Raw genomic sequence first — 18503 nt, forward strand, 5'->3', positions numbered from 1 at the left:
TCTCCTTCGGGCTGCGCCCCGATCCGGGCGGCCGCGGCAGCGACGGCCCGCCCACTCCCCCGATTGCGGGCGGACCGTCGTGCGGGTCAGCAGAAGTGCGAGGTCACGCGCAGCTTGCGCCAGGTGTTCGGGCCGACCACCCCGTCGACGGCCAACCCGTTCCTCCGCTGGAAGGCGAGGACGGCGCCTTTGGTGTTCGGGCCGTATATCCCGTCCACTGCGCCGGGCGTTGCAGTGCCAGCCCACCAGCATGCACTGGGCCTCGGCGGTGGCGCCGCGCTGGCTGCCGGAGCCGACGATCGCGGTCATCGTCCGGCTGAATCCGGCGGTCCAGCCCAAGCTGCCGTCCGCCATCGTCTGCCAGCTGTACTGCGACTTGAGGCCTGTGCAGTGGTACGAGACGGCGGGCGCCGCGGTGGCCGCATGGGCCGTGGGAGCCAGGGCGAGGCCGCGGCGGCCGAGGCCAGGGCGATGCGCTGTACCCGGTTCATCGTGATGGTTTCCCTTCGAGCCGATGGGCGGCGCTGGTGGAGCGCCGCGGGCTTGCCCCACCGATGCTGGCGACGACGAGCCCGGCGAGGCCACGGCTGCCGGTCAAGTGGCGACACCACGGGACGTCCCCGCTTCCGACCTGCTGCGACGCTGCCCGCGGTGACGACGGGACGGGACGCGGTAACGGCGGAAACGGCCGGGTAGCCCCTTGCGGCGCAGGCGAGTTGAGGTTGCGACGCACATCGACAGGGGGAAGGCCAAGGGGCCTGCGGATGCTGACGGGGTGGAGCAAGGCGCGTTGGAAGGGACTCACGCCCACCTGGACGATCGCCTTTCGCCGCCAAGCCCCGAAGGGACGTTGAGTCGGTGGCCGTCGGCGCGAGCTGGCAGCTTCGCCGACAAGTGCACACGGCACGCGGTGCCGGCCCCGGGTAGCGGCTCGCTTACCTTGCAGGCCGCGCCGCAACTGTTCCCGGCGGTCCGCCGGGACTCGCGGGGCCTGCCCATCGGCATCGCCGTGGTCGGGCCGTACCTGGAGGACCGGACACCGCTCGCCCTCGCACGGCGGCTCTGCGGGCTGCTCGGGCAGTTCGGTCGGACCGGGGAGCGCTGATCGTCGCACCTGGCGTCTCGGACCAGGCGCCTCTTTCATGTCTCTTGCGTCAACTCGCCCTGATGCGGCGGGACATGACGTAGCGGTAGCGCTGGCAGGGGCTGTGCTCCAGCCAGGCGGAGCGTGTCGCTCAGGCCCCGGGAGCGCCGGCCCTCAGTCCGTCCATGACGAGGTCCAGGAGCCGTCCGGCGCGCGCCTGCCAGTCCCCGTGCGGATCGATCTGCCAGAGCCCGGCGATGGCGAGCACGAAGTCGTCCGGGGTCACCCCTGGGCGGATGGTGCCGGCCTCCTCGTTCGCCTTCAGCAGGAGCGTGACCGCCGAGGTCACCGGGCCGTGTCCCAGTTTGGCCAGGCTGCCGTGCGCGCTGGTGGCCTGGCGCATCGCGTCGGCCAGGCCCGCTTTGGCCATGGCGTACTGGGCGAGCCGGTCCATCCACTCCCGCAGGGCCTGGTCCGGTGCGCGGGTCTCAAGCAGTTGGGGCGCGGCGTCGGCGACCTGCTGTACCTCGTGGCGGTAGACCTCCAGTACGAGTGCCTCGCGGTTGGGGAAGTTGCGGTAGAAGGTCCCCTGCCCGACGCCCGCCTTCTTCGCGATCGCGCTCAGCGGGGTGCACGCCGAGCGCGTCAGCTCCGTCAGTGCCACTTCCAGGATGCGCTCGCGATTCCGTTGCGCGTCCGAGCGCAGTGGCGCTTCGTTCCCTTGTTGCACTCGTCCTCCTCCCGGAATCACGGTCGGCCCGGTCTTGCTAACCGGACAACTGTCCGGTAGGTTCAAACCAGCGGACAGCTGTCCGCTTAGGCTCACCATAGCGGCAGCTGCGGCCGGTGTGGACGGCCGGTCACTATCGTGACCGGCTTATTCGCCCACCGCACCCGCCGACCGCACCCAGGCTGACCCGCTACGCACAGCTCCATCTCCTCCCGATCCGTCTGCCGGGACCGTCCTGCTCGACGCTCTCGCTCCCGCATGACGGGGACAGCTCCACTTCATGGTCGACCAGGTCGGCGTCAGGGCCGGCGCCCGCAAGGGATCACCTACGCGAAAGAAGGCTGAGCATGGCCCAATCGACGTCCAGCGTCATCACCCTGAACGTCAATGGCGAGAAGCGCACGCTGCCCGTCGACCACCGCACGACCCTGCTCGACGCACTGCGCGAACGCCTCGATCTGACAGGCACCAAGAAGGGCTGCGACCAGGGCCAGTGCGGCGCCTGCACGGTGCTGATCGACGGGCGCCGGGCCGTCTCCTGTCTGCAGCTCGCGGTCGCCGCCGAGGGGCGCGAGATCACCACCATCGAGGGCCTGGCCGACGGTGACCAACTGCACCCGGTGCAGCAGGCGTTCCTGGATCTGGACGGCTTCCAGTGCGGCTACTGCACACCCGGACAGATCTGTTCGGCCCTCGCGGTGATCGAGGAGCACGCGGCGGGCTGGCCGAGCGCCGCGACCACCGACGTGCGCCCCGAGGCGGGAGTACCGCCGCTCACCGCCGATGAGATCAGAGAACGGATGAGCGGCAACCTGTGCCGCTGCGGCGCGTATGTGTCGATAGTCCAGGCCGTCGCGCGGGCGGCGGGGGTCGAGACCGCACAGGCCGCTCCCGCGCTGCCCCAGCAGGGACGCACTGAGGAAGGTACGGCGGCATGAGGGAGTTCGGCTATCAGCGCGTGTTCGACGTCCCCGGGGCGGTTGCCCTGCTCGGGACCGATCCCGAAGCACGCTTTCTGGGCGGCGGCACCAATCTCGTCGACCTGATGAAGGCCGGGGTGGAAAGGCCGGCCCTGCTGGTCGACGTCACTGAGCTTCCGCTCGGCCGGATCGAGGCCACGGCGGACGGCGGCCTGCGCATCGGTGCGACCGTCACCAACAGCGATCTGGCCGCCGATCCCCAAGTGCGGCGTCACTACCCGGCGTTGGCGCAGGCCGTCCTGGCCGGCGCCTCGGGCCAGCTGCGCAACATGGCCACGATCGGTGGGAATCTGCTCCAGCGCACCCGCTGCGGTTACTTCGCCGACCTGACCAAGCCGTGCAACAAGCGCGTCCCCGGCAGCGGCTGCCCGGCCATCGAGGGCGAGCACCACAACCACGCGATCCTCGGCGCCTCCGAACACTGTGTGGCCGTCCACCCCTCCGACATGGGGGTGGCACTCACCGCCTTCGACGCCGTCGTCAGTTACGAAACGGCGGACGGGCCGGGCGAGTTGCCGCTCGCGGAGTTCTACCTTCCGGTGGGCGACACCCCGCATCTGGAGACCGCGCTGCCGTCCGGCGCGCTGATCACCGGCATCACCCTGCCGCCGAATCCGGTCGCCGCCGTCTCCCGCTACCGTAAGGTGCGCGAGCGCGCGTCCTACGCGTTCGCGATCGGCTCGATCGCCGCAGCCCTCGACGTCCGGGACGGGCTGGTACGGGAAGTGCGCCTCGCCTTCGGGGCGGTGGCGTCCCGGCCGTGGCGGGCCCGGGAGGCCGAGCGGCTGCTGACCGGAGGACCGGCGAGTGCCGAGGCGTTCGCCGCCGCCGCGGATGCCGAACTGGCAGCCGCCGAGACGCTGCCCCACAACGCATACAAGGTCACACTGATGCGCAACCTCGTCGTGGCCGTGCTGACCGAGCTCACCGAGGAGGCCACCCGATGACCGTGACGACGGTAACCACCGCGGTGACAGGGGCCGTCGGCACCGCGCACACCCGCCTGGAGGGCCGGGACAAGGTCACCGGAGCGGCCCGCTACGCGGGAGAGATCCCCTACGCCGAACTCGCCCACGGCTGGCTGGTGGTGTCCACCATCGCCCGCGGCCGCATCCGCTCCGTGGAGTCCGCCCCCGTACTGGACATGCCCGGCGTCCTCGCGGTGCTGCACCATGGGAACGCCCCACGCGTCAACGGCGACTACGCAGGCATGTTGGGACGGCCCGACCCGATCGTCGCGCCCTTCCAGCACGACCGCGTGCCGTATGCGGGCTGGCCGGTGGCGCTGGTCGTCGCCGAAACGTCCGAGCAGGCCAGGGAGGCCGCCGAGGCGCTGGTGGTCCGGTACGACGAGGAGCCGCACGATGTGGCGTTCTCCGCCGGACATCCCGGTACGTACACGCCGGAGAACTCCCCCCATATGCAGGCGGAGACCGAGAAGGGGGACCTCGAGGCCGAACTCGCCGCGTCCGCCGCCGTCGTGGACGCGGAATACACCACACCGGAAGAGCACCACAGCCCGTTGGAACCGCATGCGGCGATGGCGCGCTGGGACAACGGCCGACTTGAGGTCGTCGACTCCAACCAGGGCAGCATGTGGGTCGCGGACGAGCTCGCGAAGCTGTTCTCCCTCGATCCGGCCTCGGTACGGGTGCGGTCCGAGCACGTCGGCGGCGCCTTCGGGTCCAAGGGGGTGCGCCCGCACCAGGTGTGCGCGGTGATGGCGACGACCGTGCTGCACCGCCCGGTCCGAGTGGTCCTGACTCGACGCCAGATGTTCTCGCTCGTCGGCTACCGGAGCCCGACCGCGCAGCGGGTCCGGCTCGGCGCCGACGCCGACGGTCGGCTGCGCGCGTTCGACCACCAGGCGCACTGCCTCACTTCGACCGTTCACGAATTCGTCGAGCCGAGCGCCGGGGTGGGGCGGGTGATGTACGACGCCGCCGCGCACCACACCGTCAACCGGGTCGTGCCACTCGATGTGCCGACACCGACGTTCATGCGCGCGCCGGGCGAGGCGCCGGGCTCGTTCGCGGTGGAGTCCGCGCTCGATGAACTCGCCGAGAAGTGCGGCATGGACCCGATCGCGCTCCGCACGCTCAACGAACCGGACGCCGGGCCCGTCTCCGGGTTGCCGTTCAGCAGCCGCAATCTGCTCGCTTGCTTCCAGGAAGGCGCCCGCAGGTTCGGCTGGGCGGACCGGGATCCGCGTCCCGGCCTGCACAGGGAAGGGCGCTGGCTACTCGGCACCGGTACCGCGGCCGCCTCGTTCCCCTCCGGAGCCGCCCCGTCCACCGCGGCCGTGACGGCGGAGGCGGACGGCACCTTCACGGTACGGATCACCGCGGCGGACGTCGGGACCGGTGCGCGGACCGCGCTCACCCAGATCGCCGCGGACGCACTGGAGGTGGCGCCGGAACGCGTCCGCATGCGGATCGCGGACAGCGACTTCGGCCCTGCGATGGTCGCGGGCGGCTCGATGGGCACCCGCTCCTGGGCCTGGGCGGTCATGGCCGCGGTGAGCGAGCTGCGGGAGCGCCTGAGCCTGGGCGGTGGCATCCCGCCCGAGGGGATCACCGCACGGTCGAACACCGCGGAGGCCGTCGGCGCGCTGCCGAGTCGCGAACGGCACGCCTTCGGTGCGCAGTTCGCCGAGGTCGCCGTGGACGTCACCACCGGCGAGGTACGGGTACGACGGATGCTGGGCATCTTCGCCGCGGGCCGGATCGTCAACCCGCTGACCGCGCGCAGCCAGCTCGTCGGCGGGATGATCTGGGGCCTTTCCATGGCGCTGCACGAGGAGGCGTTCCGGGACAAGGCGTCGGGCGGCCATGTCGGCGCCGACTTCGCGGGCTACCACTTCGCCGCGAACGCCGATGTACCACTGATCGAGGCGGACTGGGTGGACGACCCGGACGACGACGACCCGGTCGGGATCAAGGGCATCGGCGAGATCGGGATCGTGGGAGTCGCGGCGGCGATCGCCAACGCGGTCTGGCATGCGACCGGTGTACGCCACCGGCACCTGCCGATCCGGCCCGACCGGGTCCTGCTGGCGGGAGCCGAACCAGGAGGAGGCCGGGATGCTCGATCTCGCCGGTGAGTTGAACCGGTGGATGGAGGAGGGCCGCGACTTCGCCGTCGCCACCGTGGTGGCCGTCGGTGGCAGCGCCCCGCGCGACCCTGGCGCGGCCCTCGCCGTCGACAGCCAGGGTGCGGCCATCGGCTCGGTCTCCGGCGGCTGTGTGGAAGGGGCGGTGTACGACCTGTGCGCCCAGGCGCTGCAGGACGGCACGACGGTGCTCGAACGGTTCGGTTACAGCGCGGAGGACGCCTTCGCGGTGGGACTGACCTGTGGTGGGGTCATCGAGGTCCTGGTCACGCCGGTGCGGGCGGACTCACCGGGCAGGAAGGTGTTGGCGGCGGCGCTGTCGGCCGCCGCCCGGGGCGAGGCGGCGGCGGTCGCCCGCGTGGCCCGCGGCCCGGCCGAACTGCTCGGTCGGGCGTTGCTGGTGCACCCCGGCGGATCGTACGAAGGCGGTCTGGGCGGGCATCCGGAGCTGGATCGTACGGCGGTGGCACAGACCCGCGCCATGCTGGACGCCGGTCGCACCGGCGCGTTCACCGTCGCGGAGAGCGGATCGCACTGCGGGGACGAGCTGACGCTGTTCGTGGAGTCGAGCGTGCCGCCGCCCCGCATGATCGTGTTCGGTGCCATCGACTTCGCCGCGGCGCTGGTGCGTACCGGCAAGTTCCTCGGTTACCACGTGACCGTGTGCGACGCCCGTCCCGTCTTCGCGACGCGGGTCCGCTTCCCGGAGGCTGACGACATCGTGGTCGACTGGCCGCACCGCTACCTCCAGCGCACCGAGACCGACGGCCGCACGGTACTGTGCGTGCTCACCCATGACGCCAAGTTCGACGTTCCGCTGCTGGAGGCCGCGCTGCGGCTGCCGGTCGCGTTCGTCGGCGCGATGGGCTCGCGCCGCACCCATGAGGAGCGCAACCGCAGGCTTCGCGAGGCCGGGGTCACCGAACGCGAACTGGCCCGGCTCCGCTCGCCGATCGGCCTCGACCTCGGCGCCCGTACGCCCGAGGAGACCGCCCTGTCCATCGCGGCGGAGATCGTCGCGGCCCGGCGGGGCGGTACCGGTGTTCCCCTGACCGGCTCGCGGACCTCGATCCACCATGACGCGCACGAACCGGGAAGCGGTGCGGTCGGAGCGCATGCCGCCGCATGACCCGGCTCGGAGGTGACGGCGACGGAACCGCCTTACGGGCCCTAGGTGTTGAAGCCAACGTGTACATGGTCGTGGTGGGTGTCATCGCTGAAGAACTGGTTGGCGGTGGCACCGCCCGACAGTTGGACGGGTCCGCCGACGTTGTACGAACCGGCCGCCGCCGCATCGCGCATGAACGATTCGATGAGGCCGCGTGAGGTCGCCGGGTCGACCACCGCGTGCCCGTCGATCCGCCACACGTCGAAGGCGCGGCCGAGCGGGTGGTCACTGGGCCGGTTGGTGCCGAACACATCCAGCGGGTGGCCGGAGCGTACGACGCTGATGTCCATCCGGTAGCGGCCCGCGAGTTGGAGCATGGCCCCCAGAGCGCTGTGGTGGATGGCACCGCTGCGGACGTCCGCCGCCCCGGCGGGCGGCAGCGAGATGCGGGAGTCGGCCAGCACCCTGCGGGCGTCGTCCGGCAGGGACGCTGCCGCCGGGCCCGGCTGGGCGGGGTGCAACGCCGTGACGTCCCAGCGCGGCTGCGCCCGGCTCAGCCGTACGTCGACGGTCGTGCCGCCCGTGGTGAGGGGTCCGCCGCCGCCCCGGGTCCACTGCCGGCAGACGACCAGCACACTGCCGGAGTCCGCCAGGATCCCGCCGTACTGCGCCTCGACCACCTGGAGCGCCGCCTCGTCCGCGTCGGGCAGCAGCGGCCCCGCCTGGTCGGCCAGCGCGGCGGGCAGGCCGAGCGCCGCGACGCGGTCCCGGGCCCGCGCCACCCCCTTGCCGCCGCGCGGCCAGGCGCCGAGGGCTTCGATGAGTCGCACGGCGCGCAGCTTCACCTGGGGATCGACGTCAGCGGAGCTCGGCCGCCACGTCGTCGTGCGCGGCAGCCCGGTCCCGGAAGCGGCCGGGCCGGGGGTGGACGTGGTGGCGGTCGGCCGGTGCGTCGCCGTGGCCCTGTGCGTGCCGGTGGCCGAGCACCCGGCCGCCTCCAGTGCGACGGCGGCGGCGCCGAGCAGGACGGCACGGCGGCCGATCCCGTCGGGTTGCTGGAAGGGATCAGGATCGCGGGCCATCGTGCGCTCCTCGAACCGGCCGGACATCGGGCCATGCGGTGCCCGTCCAGTGTGCCCCGGTGATCCGGCGCCGGCACGAGGAGCGCACGGTGGCGCGGCGGCGGGGTTCCGATCTGCGCCAACTGGCTTGAAGACGCCGCTGGCGCTGGCTAGTTGACGGATCCGGCATGTCGTGCGGCGGCGACAGCGCCGGTTGTCAGTGCCCGCCACTATCTTGGGTCGCATGTCCCCGACCTCCCTGCCGCAGGTGACGCCTGCGCCCGCTTCCGTGCGTCTGGCACTGGCTCAGGCCGCCATCCGCGCACTGACGACGCGGGGCGACCTAACCCCCGAGGAACGGCTGGAGTTGGCCCACTGGCAGCGGGAATGGCTCGCGGCCTGGTGCGACAACAGATACGTCATCACGGCATAGCACCCACGACCGCGCGAAGGAGTGTGAAGACCACCCGGACCAGCATCCGGAACTCGACGCCCACCGGGATCCGGACCCGTCCGGCACCTTGAACAGGCCACAGGGATGATCACGGACCACGGCCTCGGCACCGGCACCGGCACCGGACGATCCCCCGCGTCGCCCGGTACCGAGCCGCGCCCCCGACACCTCGCCGCCGCTCGGGGTCGTTACCGCCCGGAGCCGCGAGGCACTGCGCTGAGTATATTGGCTCGGAGCCAGTCAACGCAGGAGTTACAGCATGTCCCCGCGACGCGCAGCGGTCAATGAAGAATTGCGGCGCCGTTCCCGCGAGCGGCTGCTGCAGGCGACGATCGAGCTGGTCGACGAACGCGGCTACGAGGCCACCACCTTGGCGGACATCGCGGACCGGGCGGGCGCGGCGCGCGGACTGGTCTCCTACTACTTCCCCGGAAAGCGTCCGCTCCTGCAGTCAGCAGTGCACCGGCTGATGCATCAGACACTGGCCGCGGCGCTGGAACGCGAACCGCGCACTGACGACGGTGCGGAGCGAATGGCCCGGGCCATCGACGCGGTCCTGGGACTCACCCGCACCCACACCACGCTGATGCGCACCCATATGGCCTCGATCCTGCAGAACGAGGGGTTCATCCAGTGCCCCGAGCAGCAGAGACTGGCCGCGCTGCTGGAGGACACGGTGATCCGCTGGGGTGCCGAGGATCCGCCGGAGGACTACCGCATGCTGCGCGCGCTGCTCATGGGTGCGGTCGTCGCACTGCTGCTGCCGGGTGCGCCGATGCCGTTGGCGAGCCTGCGCGCCGAGTTGTTCCAGCGCTACGGGCTGGACTGGAAACTGGGTGTGCCGCCGGAGGGCGAGCCGCCGCCCCGGATCTGACGGACCTGACACACCGGCGGCGACGCACTGTCCCGCGCACCGCCGCGCGGTGCGATCCTTTAGGTGACCGGCAAGTGACCGACGGGTACCCGGCTGGGCCGGGTACCTGACCGGCGGACCTTCGGGTGCCGACGGGAAGGAGCCGCACGTGCTTCGAGTCGCAGTCGTCGGGTCCGGCCCCAGCGGGGTGTACACCGCGGAGTCGCTGACCCGCCAGACAGCGCTGCCGGATGTGGCGGTGGACGTACTCGACCGGCTGCCGTGCCCGTACGGCCTGGTGCGCTACGGGGTGGCGCCCGACCACGAGAAGATCAAGTCCCTGCAGGGCGCACTGCGCCGGGTACTGGAGCAGCCCGGTGTGCGGTTCCTCGGCAACGTGCCGGTGGACGGTGCGGGACTGGCCCCGGCCCAGCTCCTGTCGCTCTACCACGCCGTCGTCTACTGCGTCGGCGCCTCCACCGACCGGCACCTCGGCATCCCCGGCGAGGACCTGCCCGGCAGCGTCTCCGCCACCAGCTTCGTGTCCTGGTACAGCGCGCACCCCGACACACCGCCGAACGGCTTCGTGCTGAACGCCCGGTCCGCCGTGGTCATCGGGGTGGGCAATGTCGCGGTCGACGTGACCCGCATCCTGGCCCGCGGCCCGGGCGAGTTGCGGCACACCGACGTGCCCGAGGCGGCGCTGCGCGCGCTGGGCGCGAGCCGGGTGCGGGACGTGCACATGGTGGGACGGCGCGGGCCCTCGCAGGCGAAGTTCACCACCAAGGAGTTGCGCGAGCTGGGGCAACTGTCCGATGTGGATGTCACCGTACGGCCGGACGAGCTGGCGATGGACCCCTTCGCGGCCGATCCCGCCGCGCTCCCCGCTGTCGCGCGACGCAATCTGGAGGCCCTGCGCGGCTGGGCGGAGCGCGGTCCGCAGGACCGGCCGCGCCGTATCCATCTGCGGTTCTTCCTACGCCCTGTGGAGTTGCTCGGCACCGAGCGGGTAGCGGCCGTACGGCTGGAGCGGACGGTTCCGGACGGTTGCGGCGGCGTGGTCGGCACCGGCCGGTTCGAGGAGGTCGAGGCCCAGTTGGTGCTGCGCTCGGTGGGCTACCGGGGCGTGCCGCTGCCGGGGCTTCCGTTCGACGCGAAGCGCGGCATCGTGCCCAACGACGCGGGCCGGGTGCTGCGCGACGGCGTGCCGTCGCCGGGCGAGTACGTGGCCGGGTGGATCAAGCGCGGCCCGACCGGCGTGATCGGCACCAATCGGCCGTGCGCCAAGGAGACCGTCACCTCGTTGCTCGACGACGCGGACCGGCTGTCCGCCCGGTCGCTGCCGGGCGAACCGCTGGACGGCTTGCGGGAGTTCGGGCTGGATCCGGTGCCGTGGTCGGGTTGGCTGGGCATCGAGGCGGCCGAGGCGGCACTGGGCCGGACGCTGGACCGCGGGCCGGTGAAGATCGCGGACTGGGCCGGGCTGCTGGCCGCGGCACGCGCGGCGAGCTAGCGCGCGGCGGCGCCGAGCCGCCGCTCCTCCCCCTTCGCGGCGGCGAGGACGCTGTCCAGCAGGCCGGGGAAGACCGCGTCGAGATCGGCGTGCAGCAGGCTGTGCTGGAGGCTCGGGCGTCGCTATACGGGCAAGCCGGCGCGGAACGACCCTGGCCTGGCTCGGGCCTGCCGCGTCGCTCGCCACGGAGACGACGCGGCTGAGTGAGCACCCGAACGACCCGGGGCCGGGGCTGGTCAGGAGCTGACGGCTGCCGTGTCCGTTCGGCGCGCGGAGAGCAGTGACAGGCAGTTGTCCCACAGGGCTTCGAGGTGCTGGGTGTTGTTGTAGAGCTTGGCGAACAGCACCTGGCCCTCAAGCTGGGCGACGACCGACCGGGCGGCCTCCCGGGTGTCGCCACCGTGATCCCCGCGCTCCCGGGCCTCGGCGATGACCTTGTCGACCATCTCCACCTCGGTGTCGAAGATCTGCTGCAGGCGTTTACGGATGGGCTCGGTCTGGTTGCTCAGTTCCAGGGTGAGGTTGCCGAACATGCAGCCGGAGACGGTCCCGCAGCTCTGCTGGCCCGCGCGCAGGCCGGCCTCGGTCCCCTCGAACAGCCGGCGCAGCCGCGAGAGCGGCTGCGCGTCGTCCTGCAGAGCCCGGGCCCAGTCGCTGCGCTGGGCCTCCCAGTGCTCGTCGAGGACGGCCAGGGCAAGAGCCTCCTTGACGAGCACACCGCCGTGCGCGGGCCGGGGACGGGCTGGGACCTGCACGAGTACCGGCACTCCTCACTCACGCACCTCGGCGAGCAGGGCGCCTCCCTGCTGATGCTGATGCTGATGGCGAAGTCCCGGCACAAGAAGCCGGAGAACGTCCGCCGCTGCTTCAAGCCGTCCCCGGAGGCGATCGCCGAACTCACCAGCCTGCTGGCCCCGGGCGACAGCCGCCGCTGGGCGTCCGCCCGGCCTCCGTCAGGGTGCCGGGCCGAAATTCGTTTGATGATGGGCCGGCAGGATCGCGGGGTTTCGGGGTTGCTGTCAGGTCAGTGGCCGTGTGTCATCGAAGAGTTTGCCGGTGGGCCCGTTCCCGTCCAGGGTCGCTGCCCACACCACACCGCGTGCGCTTTCGCTGGCGGGACGTGCGTTGTCTTCGTCGCCGCGTTCGGGGTGGGTGGCGGTCTCGCCTGGGTCGACGGCGTTGACGAGGATGGGCGTGTCCTTCAGGGCCCGGGCCAGCACGGTGGTCAGGACGTTGAGCGTGTGTTTGGCGACGGAGTAAGCCGGGGCGCGCAGGCTGGCGCCGAGGTCGAGCCCGGTGGCGATCTGCTGGGCGGAGATGCTGGAGACGTTGACGATGCGGGCGGCGGGGGCAGCTTTCAGCAGAGGCAGCAGTGACTGGACCAGACGCCAGGGGCCGATCACGTCGACCTCCAGCGCGGAGCGCACGGCGTCGGGGTCGGCGTCCAGCGCGGACAGCACGGTGAAGTCGACGGCGTCGCATGCGTTGTTGACCAGGGCGTCCAGGTGGCCGGCGGTCCGGGTGAGGTAGTCGGCAGCCTCGTCCATGCTGGCCGCATCGGTGAGGTCGAGGCGAAGGGCCGTCGCCTGGTGGTTTTCCTGGCGCAGTTGTGCGGCCAGGGATTGGGCGCGGGAGACGTCGCGCGCGGTGAGGATCACGTGGTAGCCGAGTTCGGCGAGCTGGCGGGCGACCGCGAAGCCGAGGCCGAGCGGGCGGCTGGTGCCGGTGATGAGTGCGGTCTTTGTCGTCATGCCGTTTTCCTTACGTTGTAGGAAGGCCCTTGGCCGGTGCTCTTGGTCCGCCTGGCCCAGGGCAGGGAGAACTCCGCAGCCGGAGCCCGGGTTCACTCCTGGGCCTGCTGTGAGTGCTTGGGCAGGAGCCCGACGAGCAGCAGGGTCAGGAAGTACAGGCCGGCGCAGATGGCGAAGATCAGTCGTGCGGCGGCGAAGTAGGAGTGGGCAGAAGGATGTCCCACGCGGGCGAAGAACGCGGTGCCCAGGGCGGCGACGCCGATGGCGTTGGCGAACTGCTGGACGGCGTTGAGCATGCCCGCGCCGGTACCGACTTCCTCGGCGGTGGCGTCGCCGAGGATGAAGTCGAACAGCGGGATGAACACCAGGCCCGCGCCAAAGCCGGTCAGGAACAGCGACGGTGTCAGCTTCCACACGGTGATGCCGGTGCCCCAGTGGGCGGTGGACCACCACAGGGCGAGCACACCGATGACGGCGATGGACAGCCCGATGTGCAGGGCGGCACGCCCCAGCTTCGCCGCGAGCGTTCCGCCGCCGAGCAGAACGGCGACGGCGGTGCCCAGGGCCCAGGGGATCAGCGTCAGGCCGGTGTGCAGCGGCGTCCAACCCATGCCGAGCTGCAGCAGCAGGTTGATGACCAGGACGAACGCGCTCAGCGCGCCGTAGAACCCGGCGACGACCATCAGGCCGACCACGAAGCTGCGTTTGCGGAACAGGGAGGGCGCGATGACCGGGTGGCTGCTGCGGCGCTCGGAGACGACGAACAGGGCGAGCATCACGACCGAGCCGGCCATCATGGTGTAGGTCCAGGCCGGCCAGTCGAGTTCGCGTCCCTGGATGAGCGGGATGACCAGCAGGGCGGAGCCGGCGGTGAGCAGGCCCACGCCGGTCAGGTCGAGGCGGGCGCTGGGATCCTCGCCGCCGCGGCGGGGCGGCACGCGCCAGCCGAGCGCGAGGGCGATGACGCCGAAGGGCACGTTGATCAGGAAGATCGAGCGCCACTGGCTGCCGAACAGGTCCAGGTGCAGCAGCCAGCCGGCGAGGATCGGCCCGACGACCGTGGCCAGGCCCATGATCGGGCCGAACGGCATCAGCGCCCTGCGCAGGAGTTCAGGCGGGAAGACGATCTTCACCAGCGCCATGCCCTGCGGGATCAGCACGGATCCGAACAGGCCCTGCAGCAGTCGCGCGACGATCAGCAAGGCGGGGGTGCGGGCGAGGTTGGCGACGCTGAAGTCGATGAGATCCATGATCTCGCCGAGGAAGACGACAACAAGTACGAGCCACGCGGCGCGCAGGGGCAGCACGGCACTGGCGCCGGGTGCGGAGCATTGTTCGAGAGCAACGAACGCAATTCGATATTAGAACGCTGCTCGCGTCAAAGGGAACACCGTTCGTCACATGCAGAACGGGGTTCGCTCATCCGGTATGCTCGGGACATGCCACCGACTCCTCAGCAACGGCGCGCAGCGCGGCACCATCAGCCTGTTCCCGATACGAGTGCGCCCCTGGCACGAGGTCGGCGAGCGGAGCCGATCACGGTGGACGCCGTCGTCGACGCAGCGCTCGACATCGTGGCGCGCGAGGGCTACGAGGCCCTGACCATGCGCGGCGTGGCAGCCGCTTTGCAGACCGGACCGGCGTCGCTGTACGCCCACGTCGTCAACAAGGACGACCTGGACGAGCTGCTCATCGGCCGCCTGTGTGCCGAGATCGACCTGCCCGAGCCGGACCCCGCCGTCTGGCGGCGGCAGATCACCAGCGTCTGCACCCAGATGCGCGACCAGTACCTGCGCTACCCCGGCATCTCCCGGGCCGCGCTCGCTGCCGCCCCCACCAACGAGGACACGCTGCGCCTTGCCGAAGGCATGCTCGCCATCCTGCTCGCCGGAGGCATCGCCCCGCAGACGGCCGCCTGGGGCATCGACTCCCTGACGCTCTACGTCAACGCCTACACCCTTGAGGTCTCCCTGCTCAGCCACTCCGGCAACGAGTGGGTCGTCAGCCGGGACGAGCTGCTGAGCCGGTTCTCCAAGCTGCCCGACACCTTCCCGCAGACCAAGCGCTATGCCGCCGAACTCACCGCAGGAACCGACCACGAACGCTTCGACTTCACCGTGAAGCTGATGCTCGACGGTCTCGCGCGCCGCTGAGGCCAGTCCGCGCAGGCGCGCCGGAGCGGCGCAGCCCTGCCGTGTACTTGGCCGGCGGCCTGCTTGGCGCCGGGCTGGAACAGGCGGAAGGCCCAGCCGGGGCAGTCCTCGCCGATCTCGGCGACGGTAGCCTTCCACTCCCCGCATCCGGCCTCCCGGCACAGAGCCAACCCGTTGCCGTTGAGGACTTTCGAAACCCGCACCGTGCTCACGATCCGCCGCTGCGCTGCCCGGATCCTCGCCTCGTCGCGGTGTCCCTGGATGGCCGCCGTCCGCGCAGGTCAACGAGCCGGATAGCCGGACACTCCGGTGCGACTCCCCGTCACCGGACCGCCCCCGGTACCGCGCTCATTCCTCGTCCGTGGCGTCCTTGTCGCGCAGAGGCCGCAGGCCGCCGGGGTCGGGGAGCTGGAAGGAGTAGCGGCCCAACATCTCCTTATGTGGGCAGTTCAAGTTGATCAACCTTCGGCGTGTTGTGAGGGTGCGGCAACTGTGGGGCCGGTGCGGCGGGTGTCAGTGGGCTTCGCTTGGATGGCTCCGTGTCGGTGCATGAAGTGATCAAGCAGCTGCCTGCCATCGCGACGGTCCACGACCGGTCCAGGGCCCTGGCGATGTTGGATGCCGTTCTGAGCCCTGAGTGGGAGTGGAGGTACTACTACTTCGATTCCGGCTGGTCGCCGGGCGAGGAGATGGCCTCGATGAGGGACGGCGCCGGCAACGACTACGCCATCGGGTTCTCCGCTGCTGGGGTGTATGCCCAGGCATGCGACCACGAGTCGCCGATGTCTCCGTATCACGTTTCGCCTCCGGCCCCCTGGCCTGGGCTCTTCGACTCGGTCCCTGATGTCTTTCGTCCCTATGTGGACGAGCCCGCCTTCGCCGACCACAACGGACTGCCGCGAGCGACCGTCTGCTTCTGGCGCGAGAGCTCCGACAGCCAGTGGAGGTGTGGCGAAGTCGTTGTGCCGACCGAGGACGTGGACGACGCCGACGGTGCTGAGTGGCTGTTCGATGTGCTCATCGCGGGCAGTGCCGATGCCTACCGGGAGTTCGCCGAGGAGGTCTTCGAGGTCACGCTGGACCTGGACGCGGTCCAGGCGGTTTTTGATCTCAAGCCGCTGACCCAGGAGATCGTCTCGGCGTTGAACCCGGAAGTGACACTTGGTGATCTGGCCAAGGACATCGTCCAGATCGGTTACCCGACGACCGCGTGAGCGCCGGCGGCCAGCGTGAAGCGGCTGGCCATGTCGGACTTCAATCGGGCGGGCCAAGGCGGGATTCCTCCGGGCCGTCGGTGGGTCGAGGGGCTGGCCAAGGTCGGTCAGCAGCTTCTCGATGCGGTCGGCGGTGCAGCGGTGGCGTTCGACCTCTCGATCCCAGCCGTGATTGGCGGCGTCGGTGGCGAGGGCGTGCTCGACCTTGCGCCGTGCTCGCAGCCGCGGCGCGTAGGCGGGTGTAGTGACGAACTTCGCGCAGGTCAGGTAGAGGTCGCACTCGCAGGGGCTGGCTCTGTAGGCGAGACCTGACACCGCTTGTCGACGAGTTGTGACAGCGCTGGTCGATGACAGCGTCGCGAAATGTCGGTGAGAAGTGACACCACCTCGGAGCTGGAGCCGCGCTCGCGGGCTGAGTTGTGGCCGTCCAAGGGGCGGCCAGGGATGCACTCTCCGTTCCATACCGGACTGGCCACCAGCACGGTGAACACGGTGCGCAAGGCGCCGTGCGAGCCCCGCCCTTCCTGTAAAGCAAGCTTGACAACCGCCGAGAGGTGACAAGTAAGCTTTACACGTGCGAAACAGCGTCAGGGAACTGCGGTCGTCACGAGGGCTCTCTCAGGGCCAACTGGGCACGGCCCTCGGGGTCTCCCGGCAGACGATCAACGCCATCGAGACCGAGCGGTACACACCTTCCCTGCCGCTCGCCCTGTCCATGGCCAAGTTCTTCAAGGTCAGCGTTGAGGAGATGTTTCATGCCGATGAGGGCCCAGCAGATGACCAGTAGCACAGCGAGGTGGTCCGTCCCCGGCTTCTTCCTCGTTCTCGGAGGCGCCTGCCTCGTGGCCGCGACTTTCGGAGGCCGCCTCGCTCTCGGCCTGGTGACGTTCGGGATCCTGGCGGTCTGCAGTCTCGCCTTAATGCTGCTGGGACGCCGGAGCGAGACCTACCGGGGCCTCACCGAGAAGGAACCCGACGAGCGCTTCGCCCGGATCGCAGGGCGAGCCTGGGCCGGCACGGGCGTGGTGCTTACCGTGGGGAATCTCAGCGCCTTCATCGGTGACCTGGCCTCCGGACGAAGCGGCGATCCGTACTTCTGGTTCGTGGCCACCGCCGCCATCACCTACGTCGCGTTCGTCGTCTTTTGGTCTCGGCATACCTGAGACCCTGTCGCCCCCCGGCGACCATCCCAGCTGACCCTACTGAGGCCCGTGGGACTGGTAGACCCGCATGTTCAGGTGCCGCGTATTCCAACGGCATCGCCTCCCGCTCGGCCACCTAGTCGCGTGACGGGATCACAAGGGAGCCGCAATGCCTGGCCCCGCGCAATAGGTTGTTGATCAACCCCCGTATGGTTTCTGGCCATGTGGCCAGGAGAGCAACGCGATGATCCGCCGATACCGTCCCCGCTGGACCCTCCTCTCCCGCCGCCGAATTTTGCTCGGCCGACCGGTTTCGGACCAGCGCCTGCGCCATGGCAGCCACAGCCCGCCTACCCGCAACAGCCGCCGTATCAGCCAGCCTTCGGCTCTGCTCCCGTGCAACCAGGGCCGCAGACTCCGCCTGGCCGGAGCCGCCGCGCGGTGATCGGGGTGGCGATCGGTGCCGCGCTCGCGGTGATCGCCACGGGCGTGGGCGTCACCTTGGCGCTGCACAGCGGCGGCAAGAAGACGACGGAAAGCAAACGACCCGTCGCGTCGCCTTCTCCAAGTCAGACAACCAACCAACCGCAGGGCGACACCCCTAACAGCAGCGGAGGCGATGTCCAACCCGTGGTGGCCGGTTGGCAGGTAGTGGAGCACGGTAGCCTCAACGTCGCCTTTGACGTACCGAAAGACTGGACCGTCGAACCCGCGCAGGCCACCGTGAGCTTCAACGGGGCCGACGGCTTCCCGGCGGTCATGGCGGGAGGGGTGGCTGAGTACAAGCCGAACTACTGCTCGAAGGGGAACACGGTGGGCGTCGCGGGAACCCGTCCCGTCGATGACGCCAAGAATCTCCAGGACGCCGCCGTGACGAGCGCGGAGGACTGGGTCTACTACGGCTTCACCGACCCCACGAGCAAGCAGCACGGGACGCTGAAGTACACGCCAGCGGCGCCATTTTCCAACCAGCACGGCATCACCGGCTACGCCGCGGAGGCAACCGCCAGCGACGTTCCCAAGGCCAACCAGTGCACCACAGACGGCGCCGCCTACACGGTCGCCTGGCTCGGGGACGACGGCAAACCCGTGGTGGCCGTGATCCTCACGAACACCACGGGACCTGAACAGGTCTCGCCGCAGACCATCACCACCGTCGAAGGAAGCCTTCGACGGATCCATTCAGCTTCATGAGGCAGTTGGAGGAGGTACCCGCGAAGCGGCCCCCGCGGGGGCCGCTTCGCGGGTACCTCCTCCAACTGCCATAAGCATGCGAGCCGAAAAGGCAACAGAATAGCCTCTGAACTGTGAGTTCACGTCAACGCGCGGGGTCGTTCTCCCGGGGCGG

Annotated in this window: 19 protein-coding genes and 1 pseudogene; 14 read left to right on the plus strand and 6 right to left on the minus strand. The window is 70.4% G+C overall.

Going from position 1 to position 18503, the window contains the following annotated elements; genetic code table 11:
* Positions 1-86 precede the first annotated feature (86 nt).
* Entirely contained in the window at positions 87-218 is a 132-nt protein-coding gene (locus P2L57_RS11670) for a peptidoglycan-binding domain-containing protein (protein ID WP_275812373.1), read from the minus strand.
* Between the two features lie 692 nt (positions 219-910).
* Between P2L57_RS11670 and P2L57_RS11675 the strand changes: the two genes are divergently transcribed.
* Positions 911-1105 (plus strand): hypothetical protein, encoded by a 195-nt coding sequence (locus P2L57_RS11675; RefSeq protein ID WP_275812376.1) that lies wholly within the window; start codon positions 911-913, stop codon positions 1103-1105.
* Positions 1106-1235: 130 nt separating this feature from the next.
* On the opposite strand, the gene P2L57_RS11680 is transcribed toward P2L57_RS11675, so the two are convergent.
* Complete coding sequence (locus P2L57_RS11680) at positions 1236-1814, minus strand: TetR/AcrR family transcriptional regulator (RefSeq protein ID WP_275812379.1); 579 nt, start codon at positions 1812-1814, stop codon at positions 1236-1238.
* A gap of 347 nt (positions 1815-2161) precedes the next feature.
* Between P2L57_RS11680 and P2L57_RS11685 the strand changes: the two genes are divergently transcribed.
* From P2L57_RS11685 to P2L57_RS11700, 4 genes are read left to right on the plus strand one after another with little or no spacing between them, the layout of a single operon-like run.
* Positions 2162-2752: a (2Fe-2S)-binding protein gene (locus P2L57_RS11685; RefSeq protein ID WP_275812382.1), complete on the plus strand. Its 591-nt coding sequence runs from the start codon at positions 2162-2164 to the stop codon at positions 2750-2752.
* Entirely contained in the window at positions 2749-3741 is a 993-nt protein-coding gene (locus P2L57_RS11690) for an FAD binding domain-containing protein (protein ID WP_275812384.1), read from the plus strand. Before P2L57_RS11685 ends, P2L57_RS11690 begins: the two co-directional genes overlap by 4 nt.
* Complete coding sequence (locus P2L57_RS11695; RefSeq protein ID WP_275812387.1) at positions 3738-5897, plus strand: xanthine dehydrogenase family protein molybdopterin-binding subunit; 2160 nt, start codon at positions 3738-3740, stop codon at positions 5895-5897. The genes P2L57_RS11690 and P2L57_RS11695 overlap by 4 nt, the downstream gene beginning before the upstream one ends.
* Complete coding sequence (locus P2L57_RS11700; protein ID WP_275812390.1) at positions 5878-7035, plus strand: XdhC family protein; 1158 nt, start codon at positions 5878-5880, stop codon at positions 7033-7035. Before P2L57_RS11695 ends, P2L57_RS11700 begins: the two co-directional genes overlap by 20 nt.
* Positions 7036-7076: 41 nt before the next feature.
* On the opposite strand, the gene P2L57_RS11705 is transcribed toward P2L57_RS11700, so the two are convergent.
* A complete protein-coding gene (locus P2L57_RS11705) occupies positions 7077-8096 on the minus strand; it encodes a hypothetical protein (RefSeq protein ID WP_275812393.1) in 1020 nt (339 codons plus the stop codon).
* A gap of 223 nt (positions 8097-8319) precedes the next feature.
* Here P2L57_RS11705 and P2L57_RS11710 point away from each other — a divergent pair, with 223 nt between their 5' ends.
* From P2L57_RS11710 to P2L57_RS11720, 3 genes are all read left to right on the plus strand, one after another.
* On the plus strand, positions 8320-8508 hold the full coding sequence (locus P2L57_RS11710) for a hypothetical protein (RefSeq protein ID WP_275812396.1): 189 nt from the start codon (positions 8320-8322) through the stop codon (positions 8506-8508).
* Positions 8509-8788: 280 nt separating this feature from the next.
* Complete coding sequence (locus tag P2L57_RS11715) at positions 8789-9403, plus strand: TetR/AcrR family transcriptional regulator (protein ID WP_275812399.1); 615 nt, start codon at positions 8789-8791, stop codon at positions 9401-9403.
* 148 nt (positions 9404-9551) lie between these two features.
* Positions 9552-10895: an FAD-dependent oxidoreductase gene (locus P2L57_RS11720; protein ID WP_275812402.1), complete on the plus strand. Its 1344-nt coding sequence runs from the start codon at positions 9552-9554 to the stop codon at positions 10893-10895.
* A 236-nt stretch (positions 10896-11131) separates the two neighbouring features.
* Here the strand turns inward: P2L57_RS11720 and P2L57_RS11725 are convergent, their stop codons facing one another.
* Complete coding sequence (locus P2L57_RS11725; protein WP_275812404.1) at positions 11132-11650, minus strand: TetR family transcriptional regulator C-terminal domain-containing protein; 519 nt, start codon at positions 11648-11650, stop codon at positions 11132-11134.
* Between P2L57_RS11725 and P2L57_RS11730 the strand changes: the two are divergent.
* Positions 11582-11827, plus strand: a pseudogene (locus P2L57_RS11730) (site-specific integrase); the annotation flags it as partial. The gene P2L57_RS11725 and the pseudogene P2L57_RS11730 overlap by 69 nt on opposite strands.
* An 87-nt stretch (positions 11828-11914) precedes the next feature.
* On the opposite strand, the gene P2L57_RS11735 reads toward P2L57_RS11730, so the two are convergent.
* Positions 11915-12646, minus strand: a complete 732-nt coding sequence (locus P2L57_RS11735; protein ID WP_275812407.1) for an SDR family NAD(P)-dependent oxidoreductase — start codon at positions 12644-12646, stop codon at positions 11915-11917.
* Between the two features lie 92 nt (positions 12647-12738).
* A complete protein-coding gene (locus P2L57_RS11740) occupies positions 12739-13953 on the minus strand; it encodes an MFS transporter (protein WP_275812410.1) in 1215 nt (404 codons plus the stop codon).
* 132 nt (positions 13954-14085) lie between these two features.
* On the opposite strand from P2L57_RS11740, the gene P2L57_RS11745 reads away from it, so the two are divergent.
* The 5 genes from P2L57_RS11745 to P2L57_RS11765 all read left to right on the plus strand — a co-directional run bounded on the left by P2L57_RS11745 (position 14086) and on the right by P2L57_RS11765 (position 18349).
* The gene (locus tag P2L57_RS11745) at positions 14086-14799 is read left to right on the plus strand and encodes a TetR/AcrR family transcriptional regulator (protein ID WP_275812413.1); all 714 of its coding nucleotides are present in this window, start codon (positions 14086-14088) and stop codon (positions 14797-14799) included.
* A 539-nt stretch (positions 14800-15338) separates the two neighbouring features.
* Entirely contained in the window at positions 15339-16013 is a 675-nt protein-coding gene (locus tag P2L57_RS11750) for a hypothetical protein (RefSeq protein ID WP_275812417.1), read from the plus strand.
* Between the two features lie 574 nt (positions 16014-16587).
* Positions 16588-16800, plus strand: coding sequence for a helix-turn-helix transcriptional regulator (locus P2L57_RS11755; RefSeq protein ID WP_275812420.1), 213 nt, complete (start codon positions 16588-16590; stop codon positions 16798-16800).
* Positions 16801-16855: 55 nt separating this feature from the next.
* Positions 16856-17176 carry a hypothetical protein gene (locus tag P2L57_RS11760; protein ID WP_275812423.1) on the plus strand — a complete coding sequence of 107 codons (321 nt, stop codon included), beginning with the start codon at positions 16856-16858 and terminating at the stop codon, positions 17174-17176.
* A 429-nt stretch (positions 17177-17605) separates the two neighbouring features.
* Entirely contained in the window at positions 17606-18349 is a 744-nt protein-coding gene (locus P2L57_RS11765; protein WP_275812426.1) for a DUF8017 domain-containing protein, read from the plus strand.
* Positions 18350-18503 lie beyond the last annotated feature (154 nt).

Origin of the sequence: Streptantibioticus ferralitis, from assembly GCF_029223525.1 — a bacterium.
Lineage (GTDB): Bacteria > Actinomycetota > Actinomycetes > Streptomycetales > Streptomycetaceae > Streptantibioticus_A > Streptantibioticus_A ferralitis.

What these genes read in the sequence shown, in the direction of transcription:
- P2L57_RS11685 (WP_275812382.1), top strand. Translation starts at nt 2,162, where the DNA reads ATGGCCCAATCGACGTCCAGCGTCATCACCCTGAACGTCAATGGCGAG.
- P2L57_RS11690 (WP_275812384.1), top strand. Translation starts at nt 2,749, where the DNA reads ATGAGGGAGTTCGGCTATCAGCGCGTGTTCGACGTCCCCGGGGCGGTT.
- P2L57_RS11695 (WP_275812387.1), top strand. Translation starts at nt 3,738, where the DNA reads ATGACCGTGACGACGGTAACCACCGCGGTGACAGGGGCCGTCGGCACC.
- P2L57_RS11700 (WP_275812390.1), top strand. Translation starts at nt 5,878, where the DNA reads ATGCTCGATCTCGCCGGTGAGTTGAACCGGTGGATGGAGGAGGGCCGC.
- P2L57_RS11705 (WP_275812393.1), bottom strand. Translation starts at nt 8,096, where the DNA reads ATGGCCCGCGATCCTGATCCCTTCCAGCAACCCGACGGGATCGGCCGC.
- P2L57_RS11710 (WP_275812396.1), top strand. Translation starts at nt 8,320, where the DNA reads ATGTCCCCGACCTCCCTGCCGCAGGTGACGCCTGCGCCCGCTTCCGTG.
- P2L57_RS11715 (WP_275812399.1), top strand. Translation starts at nt 8,789, where the DNA reads ATGTCCCCGCGACGCGCAGCGGTCAATGAAGAATTGCGGCGCCGTTCC.
- P2L57_RS11735 (WP_275812407.1), bottom strand. Translation starts at nt 12,646, where the DNA reads ATGACGACAAAGACCGCACTCATCACCGGCACCAGCCGCCCGCTCGGC.
- P2L57_RS11745 (WP_275812413.1), top strand. Translation starts at nt 14,086, where the DNA reads ATGCCACCGACTCCTCAGCAACGGCGCGCAGCGCGGCACCATCAGCCT.